A 26,124-nucleotide genomic window follows, 5' to 3' on the forward strand; every position below is an offset into this window, starting at 1 on the left:
TACTATCCACTATAAAGAGGGTGTTTGTAAAGCTAATAGGTAATTTTTTATAGTTTATTTTTGTTTGATATCTTCGGAATGCCCTTGAAGGGGGTCCATTGTTGCTAGATTGCGCTTTGACCCCCTGTGTCCTAGGCTCAGTACTATGCGATTTGAAAAAGTCTTCCGGGATCTTGAGGTACGTTTGGCGGCGGAGCGGGTCCGCGATTTGGAGCTGGATGCCCGCCAAGCTGCGCGAAGCGCCTACTCATCCGTCACCATGGTTGAACGACTTTCGGCTCATTTGGGCGGGTCAATACGCATTTGTGGCGCCGACACTAGAGTTTGGGAAGGACTTTTGGAGTCTGTGGGGGATGGTTGGGTGCAGGTCAACGCTATGGGGGAGAGCGTTATATTGCCGCTGCAGGGCGTGCTGTGGTGGGAAGGTTCTGAGCTTGCATTGCGTGCGGATGTGCGCCAGAAGGTGTACCGTTTGACTCTGCCCCTGGCTTTACGTGCTTTGGCGACTTCGCGTGAACTCGTAAAGATCTACATGGCGCATGGTGGAGTTGTGTGTGAGGGTGTTATTGAACGTGTTGGTGCCGATTTTGTGGAGTTGAAGGTACTGACCGGTGGGGAATACCCACGTTCAGACTCTTGGCGGGGCGCACAAAAGGGCGTAAGGATTATCCCTACGCCCCTTATAGGTGCTGTGGTTGCCCGCAGCTAGAAGACTAATCAACCTTAACGCGGGTTGCGGACATCTTGCCGGAAGCGATAGCTTCCACAGTCTGTGAGTGGCGCTCGTCAATATATTCTTCAAAACGAGTGCGTTCAATGCGCCACTGATTACGGCCACCAATCTGAATGGCGGGTAGTTCTCCACTACGAACGAGCGCGCGCACCTGGCTAAGAGAAACCTGTAATTCATCTGCAACATCGCTCAAAGTGAGAAAACGAGGGGCAGTCATCGTAGGCATCCTTTCTGTGGTGAGTCCTACTTCTCTAGGGGTGGGCATTATTTTCAAGAGAAAATTCTGCTGTTCAATTTCAAGTATAGGCTAAAGGATTCTCTAACACCAGCATTTTACGGGGTATTACACCAAAATCCTGTTCTTAGAGGCTTTATGTATGCAGGCAATCCTTCGTCACCTCCGAGGTCTGAGAGGTGAATGAATATATATTACACTCCTTATAGGCCATTACTTGCTTTATGATACCACTTTATGCTGAGATAGAAGCCTATGCAGACTCACCAACTGCAAAAAACCACCTTTATATTCCCAGAGTCACGCCTGGGAATCCCCTGAAAGGCATAAACTTACCAATGCACAGAGATCTTCCGGTTAGTAACACTTCCGAACAGCGCGAGCCCTCAGCTCGTCTGCAGCGTCCCGGTATTAAAGATCCTAAGCTCCTGATGGGTATTCTGCTTATTCTGGTTTCCATAGTCGGTGTTATCGCAGTTATACAGCTCAATAACCACACCACACAGTATTATGCTGCTAAAAGTGATATCCATGTAGGCGATAAGATTACTTCCGACATGCTGACTCCGGTCGATGCCAATTTAGGCTCATCCTCAGAGCGATACATCACTTCTGAAGAGATCAATAAAGGCGATTTGATGGCAACCCGGTATATTGCCAGCGGTGAGATTATAGGGAAAGATTCTACAGGTACTAACGTGCGAGAAAATCGCCGACTAGTTACCGTGACCATTGACCGTGGCTCGGCCTCCGCGCTTAAAGCGGGAGAGCAAGTAGACGTATGGGCTGTGCAGCGTGACACCGTTGTTGCCACCGCGCCGCAACCGTCTCCTCAGCCATCTGCTTCAGCAAGTAGCGATTCGCGGGATAACCCCTCTGCCTCGGCAAGTCCTTCCTCTGAAAGCCAGGGGAGCAACGGCTCTTCTCCCATTGTTAGCGGTGCCGAAATATCCAGTATCTCAAAGGAAGAAAGCGTTCTTGGGGCGAACGGCAAAGCGACAGTGCAACTGTGGGTGAATCCTAACGCCGTATCCAGTATTGTTGAAGCGAACGGTAGTGAAGCAAAGATCACTCTTGTCCCCGTTGCCCTCGGAAGGGGAAATTAAATGAACATACCCGTCATTCTCTATGGGGACGATGGAACTCTGCTGCACGGTATAGAATCACAGCGTGGCGCCGTGAGCGTTGCGCGCACCACTGATGACCTAGCAGAGGCTCTGGGGTTCGCACAGACCGGAATCGCACGGGTATTACTATGCGCGGTGCCCGTCACGGACCTTACTGCCTCTATGGTCGCGACCCTAGCTGAGGCCGAAGTACGGGTTGTTATAATCGCTGACCCGCGAGATAAACTGCCGTTTGGGACATACTGGGTGGATTCTAATGCTGAATTGGCTGACGTTCTCAATACTCTAGAACAGGCCTCTCTAGGCACCATACTTGCTGTGGGGGAACAGCCACGTCCACAGCTTGCGGCCTCACCTGATGGGTACGGGTATGACGCTGCCTACGGATATAGCATTCCGCAAACACAGCAGGCTCCTTTAGAAGCCCCTGAGGCGCCTCAGCCCCACAATTACACAGTCGAGCCCATTGAAGAGCCCACCACGGTTATAGGGAACACGGAGCCTGAGAGCGCTCCACAGAACCCTCAGACATATGTAACCTACCGCGCCTACCGATACGACCCTCAAGCCGAAAAAGCAGCCCGTGAGGTCACGGAAGTGATTGCATCGGATGACTCGTCTGAACTATTAGCAAACGATGCTGATAATAGTGGTGCAGAAGCCACTAATACTGAGGAAAAACACACGCTCACGCCACAACAGCAGGCGGCGGAACTCAACCCTGAAGAGGCAGTACTTAATGAGGCAGCCGCCATCCTGAACGGTTTTGACCCCACCCAGCCTGATACAAGCTGCGCCGAAACAGACTCTGCCCGCCAAAAGGCGGATACCACCCAGTCGGAAAAAGCAGAATCTGCCGAGCAACAGCAGCAATACCCTAAGCCTCCATACGAGGCGAATATCGACGAACAAACGGGTTACCTTGGTCAATGGGAGGAACAGGAACAGCCAGGTGTACCATCTCCCTACGAGCCGCAGGAGTATCAGGATCAGCCTGAACCGTGGGGGTACGAGTCTGCCTCAGATACCGGCCAGTTCGGGCAGGAAACCTCCCAGGGGTTTGCTCCATACTCGGGACAGGCGCCCCAGGATAGCTTTGGGTATACGGCTCCCGTTGATGCAACCGGCTATGCGATGCCGCCTCAGCCTTCTGCCGAATGGCATACGGTTCCTGCTGAGCAGATGCCCGCCCTTGGGAATGAAGGCCAAGGCTATCAGCCGCCCAGCTACGGCCAGAACAGTATGTATAACCAGCAGAATGCGCAGCAGCCGGGGATCTCCTCTGCCAACACCATACAGCCCCGCCGTGGGACTGTTCTTACTGTTTGGGGCACAGCTGGGGCTCCTGGGCGTAGTACATTGGCCCTGAACCTGGCATCCACAGCCGCTGCTGATGGGCTGAAAGTTTGCCTTATTGATGCCGATACTTACAATCCTTCGTTGAGTCCTCTGCTGGGGCTTTTGGACGAATACTCCGGCATATCGCAGATGTGCCATTTTGCGGATCGGGCTTCTCTGACCGAGCAGAATGCCCGTGAGGCACTGTGCTCGGTGGCGTTAGGGAAGTACAGTATTGACTTTTTGAGCGGTATTACCCGGGCTAACCGCTGGCCCGAGTTACGGGCTAAGTCATTAGCAGCAAGCATTGACTGGCTCGCCACACGGTACGATGTGCTCATAATTGACGTCGCATCGTGTATTGAGGCTGACGAAGAGCTCAGTTATGACGGCCCGGTTCCCCTGCGAAACGGGGCAGCTATCACCGCTCTTGAGAAGGCCGATCGTATTGTGATGCTTGGTAATGCTGATGTCATTGGTGTACCCCGACTGATACAGGCGTATGAGCAGCTGCGAGACGGGCCGTATGATATTTCTCCGCTGACCCGTATCGATCTGTGGCTGTGCAAGGTGCGTTCCGACGCGAGCGGACACGGGACAGTTGGTGAGCTGCGCCGCGCCTGGGAGAGGTTCGGACCGAGCGTGGGGCTAACCGGCTTCTTGCCGTATGATCGTAAATCACTCGATAAGGCGTGGATGCGCGGCCAAACCCTACAGGAGTGTGCACCTAAAAGCCCACTGACGCGAGGGATCAATGACTTGTATCGTAAGCTAGATATCGCTTCTGGATACAAACAACCTCAAGTAGCTGTGCCTGCCTCACCGTCTGCACATGAGCCTGCCCCTGCTCCTATTCGCCCGCCGGTTGTTGACACAAATCAGCAGCAGAATCCTATGCCTGTATATCATGGGGCACCGGCACAGCCTGAGCAGGATGCTGCTAGCCAGCCTCTTCAGCCGGAGAAAAGCGGGGGAACTCTGAGCCGTCTTTTCGGGGGCCGCAAGAAGAAAAACTAGGCTCTGTATGGTGCTGCCTTGTACGTTTGTACACGCTGGACGCCGTAGAATAGGAGAACCCGCCTAAGCCTAAGGAGCATAGCTATGTCTTTCACAGAGAGCATTCTTAACGCTGGCGATTTCGGCCCTGGAGACACCGAATGGATACACCTGATCATCGGTGAGTGGCAGATTATTGCCGATGTGGCTCATAGTGATTTGGTGCTATGGTTCCCTACAGACTATGTGGTGGCTGACGGTAGCGTACCCGATAGTGTGTCGGGCCCGTCGATCACCAGTAATTTCTCTGCTATCGCGCACGTGAGGCCTTCAAACGTGCATACGCTTTTCCATCACGACCCGATTGGCACGACGATGGGAGAGACGATGCGTCTAGCAGCGTTGCACTCCTGGACTGAACAGAACATTATCTCGTTCGCGGACGATGAGCCGAGTGAAGGCCTAGCTGAGGTGATGATTAAAGTTGTTCCTATAGTGCGTAATAGCCGCACAATCGCCCTGTTAAGTGTTCATACTGTTCCTTTGGTGAGTCGTAAGCCAGCTCGCACTGAGAATATTTATTACAAAGTCGCAAATAATATGCTCGAAATGGTGCATGCAGGCATTTGGCCTGATTCGTTGGCGCATGAGAACAATACACGCGGTAACCCGCGAGTTACTGACGGTATCATTCTGATTAATGACGCAGGAGACGTCACCTTCGCCTCACCCAATGCAAATTCAATGTATGCCCGCATGGGCCTAGAAGGGTACCTAGAAGATCTGAACTTAGCGAACGTTACCCGTGATATGCTCCCGGCGGGGGAGGAAGCTGATGAAACTCTGCAGCTTGTGCTGGCTGGCCGTGAAGATGCCCGAGCTGAACTGCACATTGGGAAAGTTCGCATCACTTTACGTGCCATCCCGCTGGAGCGAATCACCCCATTGGGGGTGGAAAGGCACGGGGCGCTGCTGCTGTGCCGGGATGTGACGGAGCTGCGTCGCCGCGAACTGGAGCTGATGACAAAAGACGCGACTATTAGAGAAATTCACCACCGCGTCAAAAACAATCTGCAAACGGTCTCCGCACTGCTGCGACTACAAGCCCGTCGCATGAGTACCCGAGAGGCGAAACAGGGACTGGAGCAGGCGATGCGCCGCGTTTCGACGATCGCCACCGTCCATGAGGCACTCTCGCAGGGTCTCGCGCAGAACGTAAATTTTGATGAACTCGTTGAGAGGCAGTTTCACTTAGCGGCAGAGCTCGCCTCCCCGGGACAAGAGATTAACACCCGGCTTCTTGGATCGTTCGGTTATCTGCCGAGCCAGTTTGCCACCCCTTTGGCGCTTGTTATTAATGAGGTTGTGGCCAACGCCGTGGAGCACGGCCTTAATGGGGGTGCTGGAACGGTCACCCTAGAAGGAATTCGTTCCATGAATGAGGTGGGTGAGGACACTCTCACCGTCATTATCACTGACGATGGTCAAGGGATGGGGGGAGAGCCCATTGAGGAGTCCGGGGCTGAAGCATACCGGCCCAGCACAGGTAATGAGGGGCTGGGGATGCAGATTGTGCGCACCCTTGTGGCTAGTGAGCTCAACGGTTCTATCCGGTGGGAGCCGCATGAGCCTGCTGGTACCCGGGTGATTATTAGTGCCCGGCTTAATTAAGAACACCTAAGACTGCAAGCCATATGGCTAGAGTAGTTTTATCGTAGTTATGCTGGGGTAACAAAACGCGGCTTCCCTTCGGGAGCCGCGTTCAGCTGTATGTGTGTAGTAGCGCGTATGATTAGGACGCGCGGCGGGCGCGAGCAGCACGACGCTTCATAGCGCGGCGCTCATCCTCGCTGGTGCCACCCCAAACACCGGAATCCTGACCGGTATCGATAGCCCACTTCAGGCAGACATCAACTACCTCACAGGAACGGCATACTGTTTTTGCTTCTTCAATCTGCAAAAGGGCAGGTCCGGTGTTTCCAACGGGGAAAAACAGTTCGGGATCCTTATCCAAGCAAGCAGCACGGCTACGCCAATCCACAGCTGGACCTCCTTCAATCTTTTAGTAGTGCACTGGCACCGGGGCGCTTCGTGCGTTTGACTTTTGGTGTGTGACATAAAGCATCCCCCGAACGGAGGGGGAACTTGACGTATCAACTTTCCCACGGTCCGGGCATGCTGACAAGAGGTTTTCCAAAAAAACTTTTTGAAATATTAGAGGTATGTATCACATAGGGTAACCTCGCTCAAAAGGAAGTAACGGGTATTTATGACATAAACTCATAGAGTGTTTCCCAGCACTGCGCCGAAGAGCTGCAGGGGTCGCTAAAATAGAGGGACGCGGGCTGCAGATCTATGCACCCTTACCCCGCTCAACGCACCGACCAAAGGATGACTATGGCCACCCCGAAGACGACTGTGAACCCCAAAGCGCCCCTGAGCGTTCTGTTCGTGGCGGGGCTTTCAACCGTAGAAGCTGTGTATCTGCTTTTCCGGGGGGTCGCAGACCCGCTCTTTGGTGATGCGGCCCGAGCCGTTCAAGAACGCCTCGTCGGCGGTATTATCCAGGCTTTCTTTGGCCTCATAATCTTATTCTTTGCCCTCAGGTTCTATCGGGGAAAACGAACAGCTCGCACCCCCATGGCCCTGATTCACGCCTGTGCCAGCTTCATCAATGCCTCAAATATATACAGCTACTTCTCCTACCGCAGTGTGGTTGGGGCAGACCATGCACCTTTCTCCTTTATCATCATTCCCACAGTGCTATTACTCCTCTCCGGTACTGCACTGGTTGCCGTATTCCTCCCGGCAACCAGCCAGTACCTGCACGAAACAACCGAAGCAGACGAAGCAGACCTTAAACGGCACTCGGTAACTGGCAGGCGGTAGCCCGCCCAGCATCTACCGCAACCGCCCGACCCGGCGGTAGAGTACCCTCCGTGTACAGATCAAGTGGAAGCTCTGAAAGCGTACAAATCTCCCCATCGGCAGCGGTCCGCGGATTAATAACAACCGCTCGTGAACACCCTGACAAAGACGCCAACACCGGCGACGAAAGCCACCGTGTGTACGGGGTGTAAGCAATAAACCCGGCCCGGAACTTACGCCCAAACTCTAGTAACACCTGCTGGGTAGCCGCAGAAATATACGGCACATCATCAACTGCCAGGATCACCCGCTCCGGGTGAGGAACATTCTCAAAGGTCTCACGAAGCTGCTGCGCATCCGGATTATTAGCCCCCGCAATATGAAGCACACCATACTGCGGGTTCAGTGAACCAAGGTTCTGCAAAAACGTGCTCTTGCCAGAAGAACGCGCACCAGGCACCGGAACAAACGTTCCCTGCGGCGCATGAATCAGAGCCGCTGACCCATCACGCTGATACCCGCACAATAGAGCTCCAGGACTCTTCCGGTGAATATCCAGCACCGCATCCTGAGCAGGAAGTGAGATTCCCTCAGGGAACTGCACCAGAGGACGTACCCGATGCGACCTGCCGCTTGTATCCTGCAATAACTTGGTAAGCTCCGAGGAACTCAACGTTACCGGGCTCAATACCGAAGCCTCCAGCGGCTCATCCCCAATTAAATCGGTATTTAACGTTCCCTCCACCGCAAAATGGCCCTGCGCCGGAACTGGGTAGTTCTTCACTGTCTTGCGCATCAGGTCATTCTCAACAAACCGTCGAGACAACAACGTCGAATGCGCCACCGACGCGAAACGTCCACGAAGCGAAAGTGCACTGGTAAACACCACACGGTACCCGTAACGATGCCCCTGCGCCAGCAGATCATACAGCTGGCCCTCAACCTGCGGCAAGCGCATGAGAAGCTCAAGCCACGAATCCAACCCGTCAACAACCACCAGCGCACCATCCTGCTGCCCCTCACGGCCCGGCACCGTGTAGCCGCTACGCAGCTGCTGCAAACAGTACTGTAAATGTGACAGTTCATGAGGGCCAACCAGGGCATCAAACACCTCACATCCCTCTGCGTAAGCGCACGCCAAACGCCGGTGCAACCCAGAATCGGCAGTCAACACTATGATGCGCTCCCCGCGTTGAGCAGCTTGGGCCAGCATCGCGTTCAAAAGGTTTGAACGCTCACCCACCGCCCCCAACACAGCCAGCGCACCCGCAGCCTCCTCCTGCTCAGCCCCACTAGCTGCAGATGCACCACAGGAGATCCCCCACGTACGCGGCTGGCGCACACCATAACGCGCGATCTCCAACTCGCCCAACGTGTACTCAAACTTACGGGAAGAAACGGTCAGCTCCGCATGGGCCGCCAGCTCTTGTGGGATCGGCTGATAATCCCCCGCAGAGACAGCGTAGGACTCAAATGCCTCACGAATGAGCTGCACGGCGCGGTTTAATTGAGCATCCTCACCTTGAGAATCGTCGGACGCGTCCTGCTGTGCTACCGGGCTAATGAGCGGAACCCATGCGCCATCCTGTAACAGCTGCGCCGCGAACGGGGCCTGAACCGTATTACTGGGGAGAGCATCAACCAGCGGAGCCCTAAACGGCAGGTTCTGGCCATCCGGCAGACGCACATACCCTGCGCCCGGGCAAGAGGCGGGGATACTTGCCGCGCCCTCATGACCCACCAGATTAAACGAATCCTGCCCCGAAGAGACACGCAAACAAATATTACTGGCAATATTTGCTCGAATATCCTGTGAAATACTGCCTTGCGGTCGCTGGGTTGCCAGAATCAGGTGCAGACCCAATGAACGGCCAATCGTCGCAATTTTCATCAGCTCGTTCATAGCATCCGGCATCGACTCAACCAACATGCGGAACTCATCAACCACAATCACCAATTCCGGGTACGCAGGAATCTCACCTGAGGCCGCGCACAAACGCAAATAATCACGGTACGAGTTCACCCCCAAGCTCAGCAAATCACGTTCGCGGCGGCGCACATCGGCCCGCAAAAACTCAAGAGCACGGTGCACTGCAGACACATCAAAGTTGCTCAGCATACTCAAAGTCTGCGGCAGCTGTGCGAGCGGACCCAGACCAGCAGATCCCTTAAAATCGACCAAGATCAGCCCCAGCCTCTCCGGGCCGTAACGCAGCGCTACGGTCAGAATCAAAGAACGCAGCAACTGCGACTTACCCGCACCGGTGGTGCCACCCACAATCCAGTGGGGACCATGCTCAGACAGCCCCATATCAAGGTACCCGCCCGGCGCCGAACCCAGCAGACAGTACAAGTCAGGGGAGTAGCGGTTCATAGCCCAGCGGGCTGCTGCTTCCTCACAGAGTAGCCCCATCGGGTCAATACCGTTTGCGTGAGCATTTTCCCCATTGAGAGAATCCAGCTCAGAAAGCCGCAACGACCTGCTATGAACCGAAGCTGCATCCGTGGCCTCAGCGACAGTATCAGACTCCCCGCTACCCGCTAATGCACCCAACGCACGAACATACTGGGCAATACTTAACCCATCCGCTGTAGAGCAAGAATCATTCAGCTCCAACGGATGTACTTGCCCCACGCTCTCGGCAGGGGTCAGCTCGGCCGGGGCAGGCCCCGAGCGCACATACGAGATACTTTGCTGGTACTCTCCAACGGTCTGCAAAGACAGTACCGCACCATTTAGCACCGGAACATGAGCTGTATCGTGAGGATGCACAATACACAAGGCAGCCCTTGTAGGGAAAACACCTGTACCACCGCGCGGCACGCCCGCTGAAATAAACAGCGGGGGAATGGCTGCAGGCTGTGAGCTTGGCAAGAAAGATTCCTGAGGCTCAGGAACTGTTACTGCCAGTGCTTCAGCGATCTGCTCAGGACTAACGCACAGGCGCACCCGTTCGTGAACTCCAAGGCATACCAACGCATCACGCACAACTGTTGCTGCGGATGCGGGGGCTAATACGATAATCTCCCCAGGGTAGACCGCTACCAGCTGCACCAGATAGGCGTGCAGATGCTCAGGTTTTAGATGCAACTCGTGCGGTAACGCGGCCGTGGGAACCGGAACGTAATGAGGAGCCCGCTTATGAGGTTGAAGGGAAGAGACATTCAGATTACGTCCGCTCACAAATGGCAGGCGCGTGCCTACCCCGAGCACGATCGCCGCAGCAGCAGACTGGTTGGCGGCAGGAATAAATGGGCGGGCTCCAGCCGGGGTGAGCCCTTCGGCACGTAATTTCTCGCGCTCGCCGGAGTTGTGAACCTCTCGCTGGGCGCGTTTGTTTTCGCCTCGACCGCTGAGCATATGTAACAGCATTAAGGCTGATGAGGCTAATGACATGAGCAGGAACATCCACATCCCGGTGAGCGTTGCCACTGCCACACCAATAATTAGCGGTAGGCACACCATGATAATGAGCGTGCCGAGTTTACGTGCGGCTTGGGTGTGAGAAGTAACCGGTTCAAAGGGTGAACCCGTACTCTGGGGTAAAGCCGGGCTCTGCCCGGGAGCGGTGAGAAGACAGGTAGATGAACCCACTATGAAAGGCTCATTCCACCGTATTTCTTGTTCTTTATTGTTGCTCGCGCCGGGCAGTACCCCGTGGGGCAGGGGTAAGGCAGCCAAGTTTTTACTGCGGGGTGGGTGAGAAAGGATGAGACGTGCCCCTGAGCCATCCACCACCAGGGTTCCGTGATTGGGTGCTAGATAGGGGTCGTTGAGGGCAACCGCCTGGTTGTTTTTCTGCGAGCGTCCGATGCGTGTGTGCCCGCGCGGTATGGGGTAGGCATGCCCCGCATCAGGGCCTCGGAGCACATAGAGCGTGCTGACTGCCGCTGGTTGGGTCAGTTGTGTGCGGCCGGGCTCGAGGCATGCTCCGGGAGTCAGCGGAGTCGCTCCAACGGTGAGGGTTTCGAGCGGACGACCGGCCACGGTCAGGGCCGAATGAGGCAGCGCTTGGGCAAGCTGGCGTGCCTGAGAACCCGCAGCGCACTCAACGGAGAGCAGCTGCGGGTAGGAGGGGTAATCGGGTTTCCCCAGGGTGCGGGGTGCATCGGCAAGAAACAACGAATACTTCATGTAATAATCTCAAAACATGTCAAAGTATAAATCAAGAGATGTAATCGTATATTGTGGATAAAAATACCTATTGTGACCATTAAGCATAGTTATCCACATATTTTGTAGTTCGATGCCGTCTAAATGCCGTAAATATTACAAACTGTGAATGCGGAGGCGGTGCAGACTATGCCCGTCCTGGATTCTTTTTCGGAGGCCGAAAAAATACGATGCAAATATGCAATGGGTGCGGATATCAGGTAACTTTAGATATGATTAAATCCGTCTTTAGAAGGTGCTGCTGCGCCGCTGAAGGCTGTGGTTACGCCTGGCTCTAGGCGCCGTTAAACTGGTAAATTCGTAGTTTGCGTGCGGGTTTCCCATGACTTACAGGAGAAGAAATTGACTGCTGATCTCGTAGTTGTCGGCTCGGGCCTTTTTGGCCTGACCATTGCCGAACAGGCCGCAACTGAGCTTGGTTTAAAGGTGGCACTGTTGGACCGCCGCTCTCATATCGGTGGTAACGCATACAGCGAGAACGAAGAGCAGACCGGCATTGAGGTGCACCGCTATGGGGCGCACCTGTTTCACACCTCCAACGAACGCGTCTGGGAGTATGTGAACCGTTTTACCGATTTTACGAATTACGTGCACCGCGTATACACCCGCCACGATGGTGTGGTGTACCCGATGCCCATTAACCTGGGTACTATTAACCAGTTCTTTAACGCTGCATATTCACCGGCTGAAGCGAAAGCACTTATTGCTGAACAAGCCGGGGAACTGGCCGGTACTGATCCGCAGAACCTCAACGATAAGGGCATTTCGCTGATTGGGCGCCCCCTGTATGAGGCATTCATTAAGCACTACACCGCTAAGCAGTGGCAGACCCCGCCGGAGGAGCTGCCGGCCTCCATTATTTCCCGACTGCCGGTGCGTTACACCTATGACAACCGCTACTTTAACGACAAGTATGAGGGGCTGCCGGTGGGCGGTTACACTGCTTGGCTGGAGCGTATGGCAGCGCACCCGAATATTGAGGTACGGCTGAATACCGATTTCTTCTCGGGAGATCATGAATACTCGCGTGAGAAGGTGCTGGGCCAGGTTCCTGTGGTTTACACCGGCCCTGTGGACCGTTACTTTGACTACACCGAAGGTGACTTGTCATGGCGCACCATTGATTTGGAAGAAGAAGTCTTGCCTATTGAGGACTTCCAAGGGTGCTCAGTCATGAACTACCCGGATGCTGACGTTCCTTTCACTCGTATCCATGAGTTCCGCCACTTCCATCCTGAGCGCGACTACACCAAGGACGCGACCGTGATTATGCGCGAGTACTCACGCTTCGCCAATAAGGGAGACGAGCCCTATTACCCGGTGAACACCTCCGTGGACCGTGAGAAGCTGCTGAAGTACCGCGATCTTGCTAAGGGGGAGAAGGACGTGCTGTTCGGCGGACGCCTGGGCACCTACAAGTACCTCGATATGCACATGGCTATCGGATCCGCGCTGTCGATGTTCGACAATAAGATCCGCCCGCATTTTGCTGAGGGCGCCACGATCGAATCCGGCGGTGTGGACGCATAATGACAACTGAGGAAAAAACTTTAAAAACCTTACAGCGCGTGATCTTCCCCAGCGCTGTGGAAACCGATGTGGTACCCCTGTATGTGGATGCTGGCGCCGCCACCGGTGTGCAGCTTCCTACCCGTTTCGATAGTGATGCGGCCACAAGCCTTAAAGAGGCTACCGACGCACAGACCCTTAATGCGCCCGCGCCCGCTGCATCTGCTAACGCCGCCCGTAACCTGACGGGGCGCCGCTCTATTACGGTGGGCGACGGTAAACACCTCTCCTTCGGGACGTATTTTAACGCTTTTCCTGCCTCATACTGGCGCCGGTGGACCGACCTGAAACAGGTGGTTTTGAGCGTACATACCAGTGGTGAAGGTATGGTCGTGGTGTATAAATCTAACGGCCGCGGCGTTATTCAGCGTGTGGACGCTAAGCTGCTGTCCGGATCAGCAGAAACGACTTTCCAGCTTCCGTTAGCCCCATTTGGCGACGGCGGATGGTACTGGTTTGATCTTTCGGGCACCACCGACCTTGAGCTGATTGAGGCTAACTGGCTGGGTGATATTGAGCCGCGCGCTGATGTAAACGCTGGCCAGGCAACCGTGCAGATCACTACCATGAACAAGGTTGAGTACTGCATTAACAATATTCGCACACTGGGTGAAAGCCCCGAGATTTTTGATTCTGTGCACGAGTTCCTGATCGTTGATCAAGGAAATAAAAAGGTGCAGGACCACCCCGATTTTGAGGAAGTTGTTAAGCCGCTCGCGGGTAAATTCCGTATTATTAATCAGGGTAACTTGGGCGGTTCGGGCGGTTTCTCCCGTGGCATGTTTGAGGCCGTGAATAACGGCAGCGACTATGTGCTGCTGCTGGATGATGACGTGATTGTTGAGCCTGAGTCCATCCTGCGCATGGTGACGTTTGCAAACTACTGCAAAACCCCCACCATTGTGGGCGCACATATGTTTGATATGTTCGACCGCTCGGTGCTGCACGCCTACGGCGAGGTTGTCAATCCGTGGCGTAACTTCTACGACAAGCCTTACGATGATATGGTCATGGGTCATGATCTGGGCCGCAGCAATCTGCGTAGCACGCACTGGCTGCACCGCCGCGTTGATGTTGACTATAACGGCTGGTGGATGTGCCTTATCCCAACCGCAGTGATTCATGAGATCGGTCTGTCGCTTCCGCTGTTCTTGAAGTGGGATGATGCAGAGTACGGTTTGCGCGCGAAAGAGGCCGGGTTCCCCACAGTCTCATTCCCCGGTGCTGGTGTGTGGCATGTGTCCTGGACTGATAAGGACGATTCCGTCGGCTGGCAGGCATACTATCATGAACGTAACCGCCTGATCACGGCACTTCTGCATTCTCCGTTTGATAAAGGCGGCCGTGTGATGCTGGATTCCCTCTTTTTGGATGTGAAGCACACCCTGTCAATGCAGTACTATACTGAGGCCGGCCGCTTGATGGCTCTTGAGGATCTGCTGTCCGGGCCGGAGCACCTGCACGAGTCGCTCTCTGCCCGCCTGCCGCAGATTCGTGCGATGGCGGCTGAGTACCCCGAATCGCAAGTGAAGACTGACGTTGATAGTTTCCCCACCATTAAGAACAAGAAACCGCCGTTCCGGGGCCGTCGTAACTTCAAATCGCCCGGGTATAAGAAGCTGGTTCCGTGGACCATGAACACGTTGCGCCGTCAGCTGACTAAACCTATGACGGGTGAGTTGAAATCGCATCCACAGATTCAGCTCAATTATGGTGAGAGTAACTGGTGGACCTTGTCGAGGTTTGATTCGGCATTGGCCACTAACGCGGAGGGAACCGGGCTTTTCTGGTACCGCCGCGACCCTAAGCAGGTGCGCTCTAAACTGATTGATGCAACTAAGCTACATGCTAGGCTCTTGAAGGAGTGGCCAACGCTGCGTGAACGCTACCGGAACGCATCGGCCAGCGTAGCCTCCTACGAGGCGTGGGCCGAGACGTTCGCTAAACATACGGAGTCTGAACTGAAGCGATGATGAATGATCTGAGCACCAAACCCTTTAAAGCCCCCGGGCGCGGTAGGGGTATTCTGGACGCTATCCGAAACCGGTACCTGTTAAGGCTGCTGGTTGATAAGGAAATCCAGGTGCGTTACCGCGGTTCCGTGCTGGGTATCCTATGGTCTTACATTAAGCCGGGTATCCAATTCGGAGTGTTCTATATTGCGATGGGCCTTTTCCTGGGCCTTGAGCGGGGTATGCACAACTACGCTATTTATCTGTTCGCGGGCATGATCGTTATTAACTTCTTCTCGGAAGGGTTTGGTAACGGCGCGCGGGCCATGGTGGTCAATAGCGCACTGATTCGTAAGATCTACCTGCCGCGTGAGCTTTTCTCGCTCTCGACGGTGTGGGTTGCTCTCATTCATTTCTTGCCTCAAATCGTGGTGATGCTCATCGCCTGTATATTCAGCGGCTGGAAACCCGGCGTGCTGAACATTGCGTCCGTTGTCGCCGGGATGCTCATCGTCATGCTGCTTTCTTACGGGCTGGGGCTTATCTTTGGCGTCGCTAACGTGTTTTTCCGTGACTCGGAAAACCTGGTGGATATGTTCCTGATGGTGGCCACCTGGCTGTCTCCGGTGCTGTATTCCTGGGCGCTGGTGCGCGACACCCTGTATCCGTGGGTCTTTAATCTGTTTATGATGAACCCGCTCACCGTGGCGGTGGAACTTTTCCACTATGCGTTCTGGCACCCTACCCTCACGGATCACGACAAGCTTGCCCCCACCTCACAGGTTGTTCCGCACCTGTTTAGCTTCTGGACTCCGGTAGCTATTGGTGTGTCTCTTCTGACCGTTCTGATTGGCGATTTCCTCTTCCGTAAGTTTGAGGGTAACTTCGCCCAGGAGCTCTGATAAGCGCATGAAGATTAAGAAGATGCAGCTGCCCCCTATTGACCCTAACGCACCAGTGGTTATTAGGGTGGATAACCTCGTCAAAAGCTTCGTGCTCAGGCACACTCGGTCCATGAAGGAAGCCTTCGTGTGGCTGATGAAAGGCCGTAAAGGCGACCTGTCGGAGAAATTTAACGCGCTCAACGGTGTGACTATCGATATCCAGCAGGGCGAACGTGTAGCCTTGCTGGGGCTTAACGGTTCGGGCAAGTCCACTCTGCTAAAGCTCATTTCTGGTGTGATGCAGCCCGACAAAGGTAAGGTAGTGACCCGTGGTGATATCGCTGGGTTGATTGAGGTCGGCGCCGGTTTTCACCCGGACCTCACGGGGCGCGATAATGTGTACCTCAACGGTGCCATTCTGGGTATGTCGAAATCCAAGATTGATGCGGCATTCGATGATATTGTCGCATTCTCCGAGATCGGCGAGTTTATCGACACCGAGGTGAAATTCTATTCGTCAGGTATGTATCTGCGTCTGGCTTTCTCAGTCGCTATTCACACGAACCCGGATATTTTTCTGGTGGATGAGATTCTTGCGGTTGGTGATGAACCGTTCCAGAAGAAATGCATCCAGAAGATCAAAGAACTGTGCCTTGACGGTAAGACCCTCGTTGTGGTGAGCCACGACTTGGACCTGGTATCGAAAATCTGCGAACGCGGTGTGGTGCTGGATCAGGGTAACCTGCGTTTCGACGGAACTATTGATAAGGCTGTGAAGATCATCCGCGGATAGCTCTACGCCGTGTCTCATGCCATATGTAGAGGCCTGCTTCCTATGGGGGAGCGGGCCTTTACGTATGTCCTCAGATGTTTCAGTTCCCTAAATTTGTGAGCTAATGAATGGTTTTGGTTTGATAAATCTTCGCCGTTAGGGGTAGTCTATGTACAGTAATCACATCACCGTACATCAACCTCATCGTAAGCGGGAGACCAACCATGGAGAGCTCCAGAGCTACTCTTCCGTGTGATAACCGCTCAGCTTCCGGCACATCATACGAGAGCTACTTACTGATCGCGCAGCATGTGCGCGAGCAGATTCGCGCGCGTGAACTAGACCCGTACACGTCGCGCGATGAAGTTGTGTCGATTATTGAGGCGTCAGTTGCAGACTATGATCGCCGGATGCTGCGCGCATCCTTACCGGTACTTCATGATGCTGCAGATGCTATCCGCTATTTAACGGATGATATTTGTGGTTTTGGCCCGCTGCAGCGTTTCCTGGATGATGACAGTATTGAGGAAATCTGGATTAACGCCCCTGATGAGATTTTTGTGGCTCGGTCGGGGGAGAGTGAGCTGACGGGCCTACGTCTAGATATTGACAATATTAACCATCTGCTGGAGCGCATGCTGAAACCTTCCGGTCGACGCTTAGACCTTTCGTCTCCGTTCGTGGATGCATCCTTACCTGATGGGTCACGTTTGCATGCTGTTATTCCTGACGTGACCCGTAGCCACCCCAGTATTAACATCCGTAAATTTATTGTGCGTGCCCGCAGGCTGCCCGACCTCGTGAAACTTGGATCTATGAGTGCTGGTGCTGCGGGTTTGTTACATGCGGCTGTTGAAAGCGGCATGAATATTTTAGTCTCTGGCGCTACTCAGGCTGGTAAAACTACCATGTTGAACTGCCTATCCGCATCGATCCCGCCGCGTGAGCGGGTTATTACCTGTGAAGAAATTTTTGAATTACAGGTTCCCCTGCGCGATGTTGTGGGTATGCAGTGCCGTCAAGCCAACCTTGAAGGAACCGGCTCTATTTCGCTGCGTCGGCTGGTGAAAGAAGCACTTCGTATGCGCCCAGACCGCATCATCATTGGTGAGGTTCGTGAGGCGGAGTCTTTAGATATGCTCATCGCTCTTAATGCTGGTCTTCCGGGGATGTGCACTATCCACGCAAACTCGGCACGGGACGCCGTGACGAAGATCTGTACCCTGCCTTTGCTGGCGGGAGAGAATATTTCCTCGGCATTCGTGGTTCCCACAGTTGCCAGCTGCTTCGACTTGATTGTGCACTGTGAACGTGATGCACGCGGGTACCGCCGGGTTGAGGAGATTTACATGCTTGGCGGTCGCGTTGAGAACGGTGTGATTGAGATGTCACCGCTGTTTGTGCGCCAGGAAGGCCGTATGGTGTGCACCGCCCTTGAACTGCCTCACCCTGAACGGTGGGCTCGCGCCGGGCACGCTCCGGAACGGATACTGGCTATGGCGAAGGCGGGGTAGTTGTGAACATCCTTTTAGGGTTGCTGTTGGGGGCTGGCTCGTTTCTGCTGTGGTGGTCGTGTTGGCCTGTTCCTGCCGGTGAGGAACGTCCGAATCGTGAACCAAAGATGGTAATCATGCTGCGTAAAGCTGGTATGCATTCACTGAGTCTTCGGACGTTTATGTGGCTTAGCGTTGGTTCTGCAGCTATTACGGCACTCGTGATTTTTGCGGTCACCTCCCTGCCGAATTTGGCGTTATTAAGTTCGGTGGCTGGTTTCTATCTTCCTCGCATTGTTGTGTCTCGCCGAGCGCAGGCGCGTGAAGCTAAGGTGTGGGAGCAGTGGCCTGATGCGGTGGATCACTTGCGTTCGGCAATCCGTGCGGGCCTGTCTCTTCCTGAAGCGCTGGTGCAGCTGTCATACCGTGGCCCTGAGGAGCTGCGTGATGCATTTGCTCGGTTTGGTTCAGACTATCGGGCAAGTGGCGAGTTTATCCCGTCGCTGAACCGTTTGAAAGAGTACTTAGCGGATCCTGTTGCAGACACCATTATTGAGTCCTTGAAGATTGCTCGTGAAGTGGGCGGTAGCGATTTGGGACGTCTGCTGGGCACTCTTAGTGATTTTTTGCGTGAGAGCTCCCGTACCCGGGCGGAGCTTCAGGCGCGGCAGTCGTGGACGGTGAACGGCGCGAAGCTCGCGTGTGTTGCCCCGTGGGTGGTGCTCATGCTGATGGCTACTCAGCCTGCTGTGCGTACCGTCTATAATTCGTGGGCTGGCTTTATTCTTATGCTTTCCGGCGTTGTGCTTTCGTGGATTGCTTATCGCCTGATGCTTCGTATCGGTACTTTGCCGAGTGAAAAGAGGGTGTTTGTATGAGAAGCCTGTACATCCTCCTGGGGTTACTTCTCGGGTCGGGCCTGTGGCTTGTGATTAGCACATTCGTGCGGTCACGGCGTTCAGGGTTTGCTGAGCGTATTGCCCCGCAGATGCGGTCAGTGACTGTGCGCGAAAGCCTCTCGCGGGAGACCGAGGAAACCCCCACCTCTTTGGGGGCGGTTCTGCTGGTTTTCTTTGGCCCGATGCTTGACCGCATTAGCTCGCGGATGCGGAATTCGTCGATGACCGATGAGTCATTGCGGGAGCGTTTGCGCCGTGCGGGCGAGGACGAGAACGTGAGTAAATTCAGGGCGGAGCAGCTTCTGTGGGCTCTTGCTGGTGTGGGAATGATGAGTGCGTTGACTGTTATCGGCGTCATTCAAGAACGTATTTCTGTACCCGCTGGTATTGTTCTCATCGCAGTGTGCGGTGTGAGTGGGTTTATGGCCCGTGACTGGTGGCTGGGGGAGAGGATTAAAAAGCGCGAGAAGATGCTGATTACCGAGTTCCCCGCGCTGGCTGAGCTTATGGCTTTGTCGGTGACAGCTGGTGAGTCGGCTTTGGGCGCTTTGGAACGTATCTGCCGCACCTCTAACGGAGAGCTGTCCCGTGAATTCTCGGATATTCTGGCGCAGACCCGCACCGGGTCGGGGTTACTGCCAGCCCTCTACGATTTTGCGAGGCGCACCCAGGTGCCTGCACTGAACCGTTTTGTGGACGGCGTGGCAGTGGCTATTGAACGCGGTACCCGGCTGGCTGATGTGCTTCGCGCACAGGCCCAGGATGCCCGCGATAACGCTAAACGTGAACTGATGGAAACCGCCGGTAAGAAAGAGATCGCGATGCTCGCACCCGTGGTGTTTTTCATCCTTCCGTTGACCGTAGTTTTTGCGATATTCCCCGGACTATCGCTGTTGCATCTAACTATTTAGAGGCAATGACCTGTACCATTTGGCCCCGCACGGGGTTCCCTAGCAGTAAAGGAGAGGACAATGTTCCGCCGTATTCGTACTTCGTTGGCTTTGCTGACTGCACTAGCGATGACCGCCCTGGTGGCGGGTCGTGTTTTCGGTTCCCGTTCAGGCTCTGATGATCCTGAGCGGGGCGACGTCCCCGGCTGGGTGATGATCACCATGATGAGCGCCGTTCTGGTTGCTGCTATCTTGGCAGTCGCTCAGCCTGCTCTGACCACTATGTTTAATGACGCTATCGCAAAGGTCGGTCGCTAACTGGTCATGCGTGCCTGTGGCAAGTGCATGACCCGTAGAAGGGGCAAAGAGGGCACCGGAGCAGATGCAGACCGTGGGGATGCGAGCACCGATTTTGTGATGGTCTCGGCCCTGTTAGCACTGATTACTGTGGCTATTTTGCAGGTTTCGTATGCTTTTTATGTGCGTAACCTGCTCCTGGATGCGGCCAGTGCTGGGGCACGGTACGGCACTCTGCACGACCGTAACCCCTCCGAGAGCGTTGACCGTACCTCTGAGATTATTCGCGGTTCGCTCCCCGGTAACTATGCACAGAATGTTTCGTACAGCGAAAGTTTTAACTCTGCGGGGGCTCGAGTGCTTGAGGTGAACGTTTCGGCGCCGCTTCCGGTGCTCGGCCCTTTCGGGTTACCTAATTCATTATCGGTGAAGGCTCATGCGGTATACCCAGTCCAAACAGAAGAGTAGTGCGCGAGTGCGTGGTGCCGTGAAGATCCTCTCCCTTCAGACAGTATGCGCGCGTACCCGCTGGGGACGCCGCAAGAGGGCGGCTTCTTCTCAAAGCCCCGATGAGGGAAGCGCAATCGTGGAGTTCCTGGGGTTGGGCATTACCTTGCTCATCCCCATTATGTACGGGGTTTTGACGGTTTTTAGCCTGCAGGCCTCGGTGATGGCTGCCCATTCGGCAAGCGCCCAGGTGGCGCAGTATGTTCGGGAGCTGCCTAAGGAGCAAAGCCTCTCGCAGGCCCAGGCGAATGAGCTGGCAACACTTGTGGCTCAGGATTATGGGGTGGCTGCGTCGGATATTTCGGTGGCGTTATCATGCAGCTCTTCGTGTGGGTCGAACGATACGATCCGGGTTGATGTATCCGTTAACGCGCGGCTTCCTTTGGTTCCTATCGGTAATGGGGTGGTTCCGGTGAGTTCGTATTCGATGAGCTGGGGGAGTTAAAAGCCGTTGTGCTTCTGCAGGCTAGAGCCGGTATAACGCTTTTGTATCGGCCAGCAGCAGCTGAGGCAGGGCATTTGGGGCGCGCAGCAGGTGTGACTCTAGATTGGATATACTCAATCTGAGGGAACGAAACCTCGTAGCGCCAGTATAGCGAGAAGGTTATTCATTCATTTGAGGTTTCTGAATACTGGATAACCCCTAATGAGTAACCCTCAAATTTAACACTTTTATTTATCGAATTTCGCAACGTTAGTTACCCCTCGCACTAACCATTCACGACCATTGTAAACAATCTTAAACTCCACACTATACTTATTACTTTCAGTGAAATCCTCCGTGCGAATAGTGCGCTTCTCATTATCAAACGTTATTGCGGGCGATACAACAGTACGGCCCAGGAGAGAGTACTGATAATCTTTCCCCGACACATGTTCAAAACTATCTTTCTCATAAATAATTTTTCGAAGACCCCCAATCACCCAGCCACCTTTCTTATACAAAGTCTCCATATAAGCGATAGCTTGAAGTTCCTTAGTAAAAGCACCCGAGGTAATATGCGCATACCCCTTCACATCTCCCGTTTGAAGAGCATAATTACGCTGCTCATTCCAATACTCAATAAACTTAAAAAACGCTTCTGGGGTTTCAAGGTTCATGCCCTCAGGCTCTTGAGGTTTGGGAACATTCTGCGCCGGGCCCTTATCGTCAGCAGGACGATACTCACCCTCCGGTGCCTGCGAACCACCTGAGAACCCTTTACTAAAGGTTTCCCCTACAGGGGTAGGGGTTGCTGATGTATCACTGATGCCAGAGGCAGAAGCTTCAGGCGACGAAGTCTGCGGTGTCGACGAACCAGTCTCAGACGGAGAAGCTGGCTGCCCTTCAGCATTACCAGCACCACCACAAGCAGTAAAAGCCACAGCTCCTAGCCCCGTACCAGCGAGCAACAGTGCACGGCGGCGAGTCAACATACTCGGATCAGGCATAGGCATATAGTTCATGATTATCTGTCTTTCTCGGGTTAATATAAACCCATTCTGAAAAGTATTTAGAGAAACAGGTTCTTCCTTATTGCTCTTTCTCTTGGTTCGTATCCTTCTGCCCGGTTATTGGGGACAGCCCGAGAATCTTCCACCCACCATCTGCGTGACGAATATGCAAATAGAAGGTATCATCATCATGACGATCATTCTCCTGAACATCCCATTGTCCGTTTCCTTGAACTTCAATCTGTTTAATCCACTTCAGATAAAATTCCCACAGATATGTACCATCATCTTTCATCACGGGATCATCCCCATGAAACTCAAAAACATCTATACCATCTATAATCCAGCCCCCTTCTTTATAGAGCTTAGTGTAGTAATCATAGCGTTCTATTTCTTCCGTGAATTCATTCGATACAAACTGACGAGCAACATCAAAATCCCCAGTCTGAATCCCATAGTTACTCCACTCCACCCAAGCAAAGACTGACTTCTTCAAGCCCTCCAAAGAATTCACCTTATAACTCTCATCAGGACGGGCGGGCACTCGAACATTCTGTGCCGGGCCCCGATAATCCGCCATCACATATTTCCCATCAGGGGCTTTCTCCCCGCCGGAATACCCTTTTGAAAAATTCGGGTCAGGGGTATTAGAGGCCTCGCCCGAAGCAGAAGAAGTAGCACTACCGCTGTCCTGAGGTGTCTCTGAAGCAGAACTGGAGCTGCTGGGTTCCTGCTCAGCTGCCTTATTCTCACCACCACAGGCCGCAAGACCCAGTGACCCTAACCCCACACCAACCAGCCACAACACACGGCGACGATTGAGCAGTATAGTTTGAGTGCAAGAACCCATTAGAGAACTCCTAGTATCGAGCGCGTACTCACCAGCTGCAATAAATCTTCCAGAGAATGTTTTCGGGCAAAATACAGGGCCCGTGTTTTGCTCGAAAACATTCTTGCTGTTGTTGTTATGCTAGTTCGTTATTCACCGGCTGGTAGCGCGCTACGGTTTGGTTTAGTGTGAACCAGTCTGTTTTTTAGCGGGTTTCCGCCACCATTCGGTATCACCGCTGCCAACATTATCCTTGTGCCACTGTTGGCTGGTATGCGGGTCCGGTACCGCAAGACGTGGGTTGGGGTTATTGTAATCCGGCCGATGTTTACTACCGGGGCACGCCCACGCGGTCGGGTCTTCAGTGCACAGTTTCGCAACATTATGGGTCTCTATTTCCCAGACCCGTACCAGGGCAGCCTCACTGGTACGAGTAAGTTGACCAGGTAACGGACGCCACGAACCGTTATTTATCCGATATCGCCCGGTATAGGTAACCGTCACATACGCGTGATAGTTACCGCTCTCTTTATACTCATGACCTGTTAAAGTACGCGACATCTGCTCAGCACAGTTCTCTTCGAGATATTTCTCCCATGCTTTATTCGCCGCCTCTTGTTCTTCAGGAGAAATCTCAATAGGAGCGTTATTTGATCCAACCCAAGTTTCTGTTGCCGTACCACCTTGTTGCGGTTTTCTTGGAGAATCTTGAACCTCAACATGTCCACCACCCAAGTGAGGAGATTGCTGTATGCTCCCCTCAGTATCTTCAGTATTAGTAGCGTGTGCAGGAGCATATGAAATACAAAATATTTCTAATAAAAATAATATAGATAAAATACATAAATTATTTTTTAATTTTTTCATATCTCATGCCCCTTTAATACTCAAAATTTTCCAGCTACTGCCGTCATTCTTAGCTTGCAGCCAATAAAGATTATTGGTACTAGGGGTGTTTTTAGATTTACGATACCTTCCGTTGGGTTCAATCTGCATTATTTCTTTCCAGAGACGGTAGAACTCCCACTGGTAGACACCATCGTCTTTAATAATGGGTTCTCCGTGAAATTCAAAATAAGCTACCCCGCCTTTAACCCATCCTCCCCTTTCATAAAGCTTTGTAATGGTATCCATATATTCGGTTTCTTCAGTAAATTGTGCAGAAACAAATTGCCGGGCAATCGTATAATCACCCGTTTGAATCCCATAGTTTTTCCAGTTAACCCATGCATGCACCGACTTTTCTAAACCCTCAACCGTAGCGAGCTTATACCCATCTTCAGGCATTACAGGCTTGGGAACATTTTGAGCAGGTCCTTGCAAATCAGCCTCACGATACTCACCATCTGGAGCTTTTCCCCCACCAGAGTACCCTTTTGAAAAATTCGGGTCAGGGGTAGCAGTCGCTCCTTCACTGGCAGAAGAAGTAGAGGCCTCGCTGGAGACAGAGGGACTAGCACTACCGCTGTCCTGAGGTGTCTCTGAAGCAGAACTGGAACTGCTGGATTCCTGCTCAGCTGCCTTATTTCCACCGCCACAGGCCGCAAGACCCAATGACCCTAACCCCACACCAGCGAGCAGCAGCGCACGACGACGCGGAACAATACGGTCAGTGTTTGGTTCTACCATCACGGGAGTTCTCTCCTTCATCAACACTAGAAGGCCCTGTGCACAACAGGCGGCAGAAAATACACCCACATGGTCAGGCCCGGAAGCGCCTCAATCTTATTGGTTCAATGTGAATACGTACCCTTAGACTACGGGCTGAGACTCAACAAATCAAAGCTCAATGGATGTAACACGCCCAAAAACTAGATTGTACATATGAGTCCTTAGTTTTTGAGGAATACGGCCCACGAATTATTCAGAGTGAGGCTAGGGGAGCGTTATCTTATTGTTTTGCCTAGCAATACGCGTTGTGCGTTTCGCAGTGATAATACTGTTCTGGTGAGACTTTCAGGGATTTTCGCGCTACTGTTAAGGGCTATGGCATCTTTCGATTTTTCTGCTGAAATTAGGGAACTGCGCGCTGTTTACGCCTCAATCGCCGCTGTGAGCGACCTTGAGGGTATTGAACGTGCCATCGCGGAATTATCGGAACGTGCCGCCGACCCGCAGCTATGGGACGATCCGCAGGTTGCGCAACAGGTAACAAGCGCCCTGTCGCATAAGCAAGCTGAGCTGAACCGCCTAACATCGTTGGGATCGCGTATTGACGATGTTGAAGTCATGGTTGAGCTCGCCGAAGCGGAGGACCCGCAAAGTGCGCAGGAGCTTCTGAGCGAGGCGCGTACTGAATGTGTGAGCATCCGCCGCAAGCTTGAAGAGCTAGAGGTACTCGTGCTGCTATCAGGCGAATACGATCAGCGTGAGGCTGTGGTAACGATCCGCTCGGGGGCTGGCGGGGTAGATGCTGCTGATTTTGCTGAGATGCTTCTGCGTATGTACCTGCGCTGGGCCGAAAAGAACGGTTACCCGACGAAATTGCTTGACACCTCATACGCCGAGGAAGCCGGGCTGAAGTCGGCGACGTTTGAGGTGAATGCCCCGTTCGCTTTTGGACGCCTATCGGTTGAAGCTGGGACGCACCGGCTGGTTCGTATCTCCCCGTTCGATAATCAAGGGCGACGCCAGACCTCCTTCGCGGCGGTGGAGGTGGTGCCACTCATTGAGCAGACTGACGCTATTGAGATTCCTGAGACAGAGATTAAGGTGGATGTGTTCCGCTCGTCTGGCCCTGGCGGACAGTCGGTGAATACCACCGATTCTGCGGTTCGCATGACTCACCTCCCTACGGGTATCGTGGTGTCGATGCAGAACGAGAAATCGCAGCTGCAGAACCGCGCTGCCGCTCTACGTGTGCTGCAGTCACGACTGCTTCTATTGCGTAAGGAAGAAGAGGACGCGAAAAAGAAGGAACTCGCCGGGGATATTAAAGCGAGCTGGGGGGACCAGATGCGTTCTTATGTACTGCATCCGTACCAGATGGTGAAGGACTTGCGTACCGGTTATGAAGAGGGAAATACCGCGAACGTGCTCGATGGTGGGCTGAACGCGTTTATTGATGCGGGTATCCGGTGGCGTGCATCATCCCGTTCTGCGGGTAAGGATTAGTAGCGGCGCTCAG

The 26,124-nt window shown here is 53.6% G+C and carries 23 protein-coding genes; 16 read left to right on the top strand and 7 right to left on the bottom strand.

Annotation, left to right across the window (positions count from 1 at the left end; all coding sequences use genetic code 11):
- Positions 1-145: 145 nt before the first annotated feature.
- A complete protein-coding gene (locus I6I94_RS10260) occupies positions 146-709 on the top strand; it encodes a histidine kinase (RefSeq protein WP_128087949.1) in 564 nt (187 codons plus the stop codon).
- A 4-nt stretch (positions 710-713) separates the two neighbouring features.
- Here the strand turns inward: I6I94_RS10260 and I6I94_RS10265 are convergent, their stop codons facing one another.
- Positions 714-950 carry a helix-turn-helix domain-containing protein gene (locus I6I94_RS10265; protein ID WP_006889133.1) on the bottom strand — a complete coding sequence of 79 codons (237 nt, stop codon included), beginning with the start codon at positions 948-950 and terminating at the stop codon, positions 714-716.
- Positions 951-1,306: 356 nt separating this feature from the next.
- On the opposite strand from I6I94_RS10265, the gene I6I94_RS10270 reads away from it, so the two are divergent.
- From I6I94_RS10270 to I6I94_RS10280, 3 genes are all read left to right on the top strand, one after another.
- On the top strand, positions 1,307-2,074 hold the full coding sequence (locus I6I94_RS10270; protein WP_006889172.1) for an SAF domain-containing protein: 768 nt from the start codon (positions 1,307-1,309) through the stop codon (positions 2,072-2,074).
- Positions 2,075-4,450: an AAA family ATPase gene (locus tag I6I94_RS10275; RefSeq protein ID WP_128087948.1), complete on the top strand. Its 2,376-nt coding sequence runs from the start codon at positions 2,075-2,077 to the stop codon at positions 4,448-4,450.
- 84 nt (positions 4,451-4,534) lie between these two features.
- Positions 4,535-6,100 (top strand): sensor histidine kinase, encoded by a 1,566-nt coding sequence (locus I6I94_RS10280; RefSeq protein ID WP_006889139.1) that lies wholly within the window; start codon positions 4,535-4,537, stop codon positions 6,098-6,100.
- A 121-nt stretch (positions 6,101-6,221) separates the two neighbouring features.
- On the opposite strand, the gene I6I94_RS10285 is transcribed toward I6I94_RS10280, so the two are convergent.
- The gene (locus I6I94_RS10285) at positions 6,222-6,470 is read right to left on the bottom strand and encodes a WhiB family transcriptional regulator (protein ID WP_006889167.1); all 249 of its coding nucleotides are present in this window, start codon (positions 6,468-6,470) and stop codon (positions 6,222-6,224) included.
- 356 nt (positions 6,471-6,826) lie between these two features.
- On the opposite strand from I6I94_RS10285, the gene I6I94_RS10290 reads away from it, so the two are divergent.
- Positions 6,827-7,318 carry a hypothetical protein gene (locus tag I6I94_RS10290; RefSeq protein ID WP_006889163.1) on the top strand — a complete coding sequence of 164 codons (492 nt, stop codon included), beginning with the start codon at positions 6,827-6,829 and terminating at the stop codon, positions 7,316-7,318.
- Here the strand turns inward: I6I94_RS10290 and I6I94_RS10295 are convergent.
- Entirely contained in the window at positions 7,287-11,432 is a 4,146-nt protein-coding gene (locus I6I94_RS10295) for an FtsK/SpoIIIE domain-containing protein (RefSeq protein ID WP_201620673.1), read from the bottom strand. The two genes, I6I94_RS10290 and I6I94_RS10295, sit on opposite strands and share 32 nt — an antisense overlap.
- A 381-nt stretch (positions 11,433-11,813) precedes the next feature.
- Between I6I94_RS10295 and glf the strand changes: the two genes are divergently transcribed.
- The 10 genes from glf to I6I94_RS10345 all read left to right on the top strand — a co-directional run bounded on the left by glf (position 11,814) and on the right by I6I94_RS10345 (position 21,179).
- A complete protein-coding gene (gene glf / locus I6I94_RS10300; protein WP_006889160.1) occupies positions 11,814-13,001 on the top strand; it encodes a UDP-galactopyranose mutase in 1,188 nt (395 codons plus the stop codon).
- Complete coding sequence (locus tag I6I94_RS10305; RefSeq protein WP_201620674.1) at positions 13,001-15,013, top strand: glycosyltransferase; 2,013 nt, start codon at positions 13,001-13,003, stop codon at positions 15,011-15,013. Before glf ends, I6I94_RS10305 begins: the two co-directional genes overlap by 1 nt.
- Positions 15,013-15,894 carry an ABC transporter permease gene (locus tag I6I94_RS10310; RefSeq protein WP_037235268.1) on the top strand — a complete coding sequence of 294 codons (882 nt, stop codon included), beginning with the start codon at positions 15,013-15,015 and terminating at the stop codon, positions 15,892-15,894. The genes I6I94_RS10305 and I6I94_RS10310 overlap by 1 nt, the downstream gene beginning before the upstream one ends.
- A gap of 7 nt (positions 15,895-15,901) precedes the next feature.
- Positions 15,902-16,669 carry an ABC transporter ATP-binding protein gene (locus I6I94_RS10315; protein WP_094757708.1) on the top strand — a complete coding sequence of 256 codons (768 nt, stop codon included), beginning with the start codon at positions 15,902-15,904 and terminating at the stop codon, positions 16,667-16,669.
- Between the two features lie 203 nt (positions 16,670-16,872).
- Positions 16,873-18,162 (top strand): CpaF family protein, encoded by a 1,290-nt coding sequence (locus tag I6I94_RS10320; RefSeq protein WP_236588864.1) that lies wholly within the window; start codon positions 16,873-16,875, stop codon positions 18,160-18,162.
- 2 nt (positions 18,163-18,164) lie between these two features.
- A complete protein-coding gene (locus I6I94_RS10325; protein ID WP_128087944.1) occupies positions 18,165-19,019 on the top strand; it encodes a type II secretion system F family protein in 855 nt (284 codons plus the stop codon).
- Positions 19,016-19,951, top strand: a complete 936-nt coding sequence (locus tag I6I94_RS10330; protein ID WP_128087943.1) for a type II secretion system F family protein — start codon at positions 19,016-19,018, stop codon at positions 19,949-19,951. Before I6I94_RS10325 ends, I6I94_RS10330 begins: the two co-directional genes overlap by 4 nt.
- A gap of 60 nt (positions 19,952-20,011) precedes the next feature.
- A complete protein-coding gene (locus tag I6I94_RS10335; RefSeq protein WP_006889161.1) occupies positions 20,012-20,248 on the top strand; it encodes a hypothetical protein in 237 nt (78 codons plus the stop codon).
- Positions 20,249-20,275: 27 nt separating this feature from the next.
- The gene (locus I6I94_RS10340) at positions 20,276-20,695 is read left to right on the top strand and encodes a TadE/TadG family type IV pilus assembly protein (RefSeq protein ID WP_006889178.1); all 420 of its coding nucleotides are present in this window, start codon (positions 20,276-20,278) and stop codon (positions 20,693-20,695) included.
- Entirely contained in the window at positions 20,664-21,179 is a 516-nt protein-coding gene (locus I6I94_RS10345) for a pilus assembly protein TadE (protein WP_236588865.1), read from the top strand. Before I6I94_RS10340 ends, I6I94_RS10345 begins: the two co-directional genes overlap by 32 nt.
- A 227-nt stretch (positions 21,180-21,406) precedes the next feature.
- Here the strand turns inward: I6I94_RS10345 and I6I94_RS10350 are convergent, their stop codons facing one another.
- The 4 genes from I6I94_RS10350 to I6I94_RS10365 all read right to left on the bottom strand — a co-directional run bounded on the left by I6I94_RS10350 (position 21,407) and on the right by I6I94_RS10365 (position 24,626).
- Positions 21,407-22,180, bottom strand: a complete 774-nt coding sequence (locus I6I94_RS10350; protein ID WP_128087940.1) for a DUF6318 family protein — start codon at positions 22,178-22,180, stop codon at positions 21,407-21,409.
- Between the two features lie 67 nt (positions 22,181-22,247).
- On the bottom strand, positions 22,248-23,018 hold the full coding sequence (locus I6I94_RS10355) for a DUF6318 family protein (protein ID WP_094757713.1): 771 nt from the start codon (positions 23,016-23,018) through the stop codon (positions 22,248-22,250).
- Between the two features lie 162 nt (positions 23,019-23,180).
- Positions 23,181-23,864: a hypothetical protein gene (locus I6I94_RS10360; protein ID WP_143536338.1), complete on the bottom strand. Its 684-nt coding sequence runs from the start codon at positions 23,862-23,864 to the stop codon at positions 23,181-23,183.
- 3 nt (positions 23,865-23,867) lie between these two features.
- Positions 23,868-24,626 carry a DUF6318 family protein gene (locus I6I94_RS10365; protein WP_233129244.1) on the bottom strand — a complete coding sequence of 253 codons (759 nt, stop codon included), beginning with the start codon at positions 24,624-24,626 and terminating at the stop codon, positions 23,868-23,870.
- A gap of 357 nt (positions 24,627-24,983) precedes the next feature.
- Here I6I94_RS10365 and prfB point away from each other — a divergent pair, with 357 nt between their 5' ends.
- On the top strand, positions 24,984-26,111 hold the full coding sequence (prfB, locus tag I6I94_RS10370) for a peptide chain release factor 2 (protein WP_126500255.1): 1,128 nt from the start codon (positions 24,984-24,986) through the stop codon (positions 26,109-26,111).
- The last annotated feature ends 13 nt before the right edge of the window (positions 26,112-26,124 follow it).

The organism is Rothia aeria (assembly GCF_016726365.1).
In the GTDB taxonomy this organism is placed as follows: Bacteria; Actinomycetota; Actinomycetes; order Actinomycetales; family Micrococcaceae; genus Rothia; species Rothia aeria.

Excerpts from the sequence above, each read along its gene's own strand:
- I6I94_RS10335 (WP_006889161.1), top strand. The coding sequence starts at position 20,012 with ATGTTCCGCCGTATTCGTACTTCGTTGGCTTTGCTGACTGCACTAGCG.
- prfB (WP_126500255.1), top strand. The coding sequence starts at position 24,984 with ATGGCATCTTTCGATTTTTCTGCTGAAATTAGGGAACTGCGCGCTGTT.
- I6I94_RS10295 (WP_201620673.1), bottom strand. The coding sequence starts at position 11,432 with ATGAAGTATTCGTTGTTTCTTGCCGATGCACCCCGCACCCTGGGGAAA.
- I6I94_RS10355 (WP_094757713.1), bottom strand. The coding sequence starts at position 23,018 with ATGGGTTCTTGCACTCAAACTATACTGCTCAATCGTCGCCGTGTGTTG.
- I6I94_RS10265 (WP_006889133.1), bottom strand. The coding sequence starts at position 950 with ATGACTGCCCCTCGTTTTCTCACTTTGAGCGATGTTGCAGATGAATTA.
- I6I94_RS10360 (WP_143536338.1), bottom strand. The coding sequence starts at position 23,864 with ATGAAAAAATTAAAAAATAATTTATGTATTTTATCTATATTATTTTTA.
- I6I94_RS10270 (WP_006889172.1), top strand. The coding sequence starts at position 1,307 with ATGCACAGAGATCTTCCGGTTAGTAACACTTCCGAACAGCGCGAGCCC.
- I6I94_RS10305 (WP_201620674.1), top strand. The coding sequence starts at position 13,001 with ATGACAACTGAGGAAAAAACTTTAAAAACCTTACAGCGCGTGATCTTC.
- I6I94_RS10350 (WP_128087940.1), bottom strand. The coding sequence starts at position 22,180 with ATGAACTATATGCCTATGCCTGATCCGAGTATGTTGACTCGCCGCCGT.
- I6I94_RS10290 (WP_006889163.1), top strand. The coding sequence starts at position 6,827 with ATGGCCACCCCGAAGACGACTGTGAACCCCAAAGCGCCCCTGAGCGTT.
- I6I94_RS10340 (WP_006889178.1), top strand. The coding sequence starts at position 20,276 with ATGACCCGTAGAAGGGGCAAAGAGGGCACCGGAGCAGATGCAGACCGT.
- I6I94_RS10310 (WP_037235268.1), top strand. The coding sequence starts at position 15,013 with ATGAATGATCTGAGCACCAAACCCTTTAAAGCCCCCGGGCGCGGTAGG.
- I6I94_RS10365 (WP_233129244.1), bottom strand. The coding sequence starts at position 24,626 with ATGGTAGAACCAAACACTGACCGTATTGTTCCGCGTCGTCGTGCGCTG.
- I6I94_RS10260 (WP_128087949.1), top strand. The coding sequence starts at position 146 with ATGCGATTTGAAAAAGTCTTCCGGGATCTTGAGGTACGTTTGGCGGCG.
- I6I94_RS10275 (WP_128087948.1), top strand. The coding sequence starts at position 2,075 with ATGAACATACCCGTCATTCTCTATGGGGACGATGGAACTCTGCTGCAC.
- I6I94_RS10345 (WP_236588865.1), top strand. The coding sequence starts at position 20,664 with ATGCGGTATACCCAGTCCAAACAGAAGAGTAGTGCGCGAGTGCGTGGT.
- I6I94_RS10320 (WP_236588864.1), top strand. The coding sequence starts at position 16,873 with ATGGAGAGCTCCAGAGCTACTCTTCCGTGTGATAACCGCTCAGCTTCC.
- I6I94_RS10280 (WP_006889139.1), top strand. The coding sequence starts at position 4,535 with ATGTCTTTCACAGAGAGCATTCTTAACGCTGGCGATTTCGGCCCTGGA.
- I6I94_RS10315 (WP_094757708.1), top strand. The coding sequence starts at position 15,902 with ATGAAGATTAAGAAGATGCAGCTGCCCCCTATTGACCCTAACGCACCA.
- I6I94_RS10330 (WP_128087943.1), top strand. The coding sequence starts at position 19,016 with ATGAGAAGCCTGTACATCCTCCTGGGGTTACTTCTCGGGTCGGGCCTG.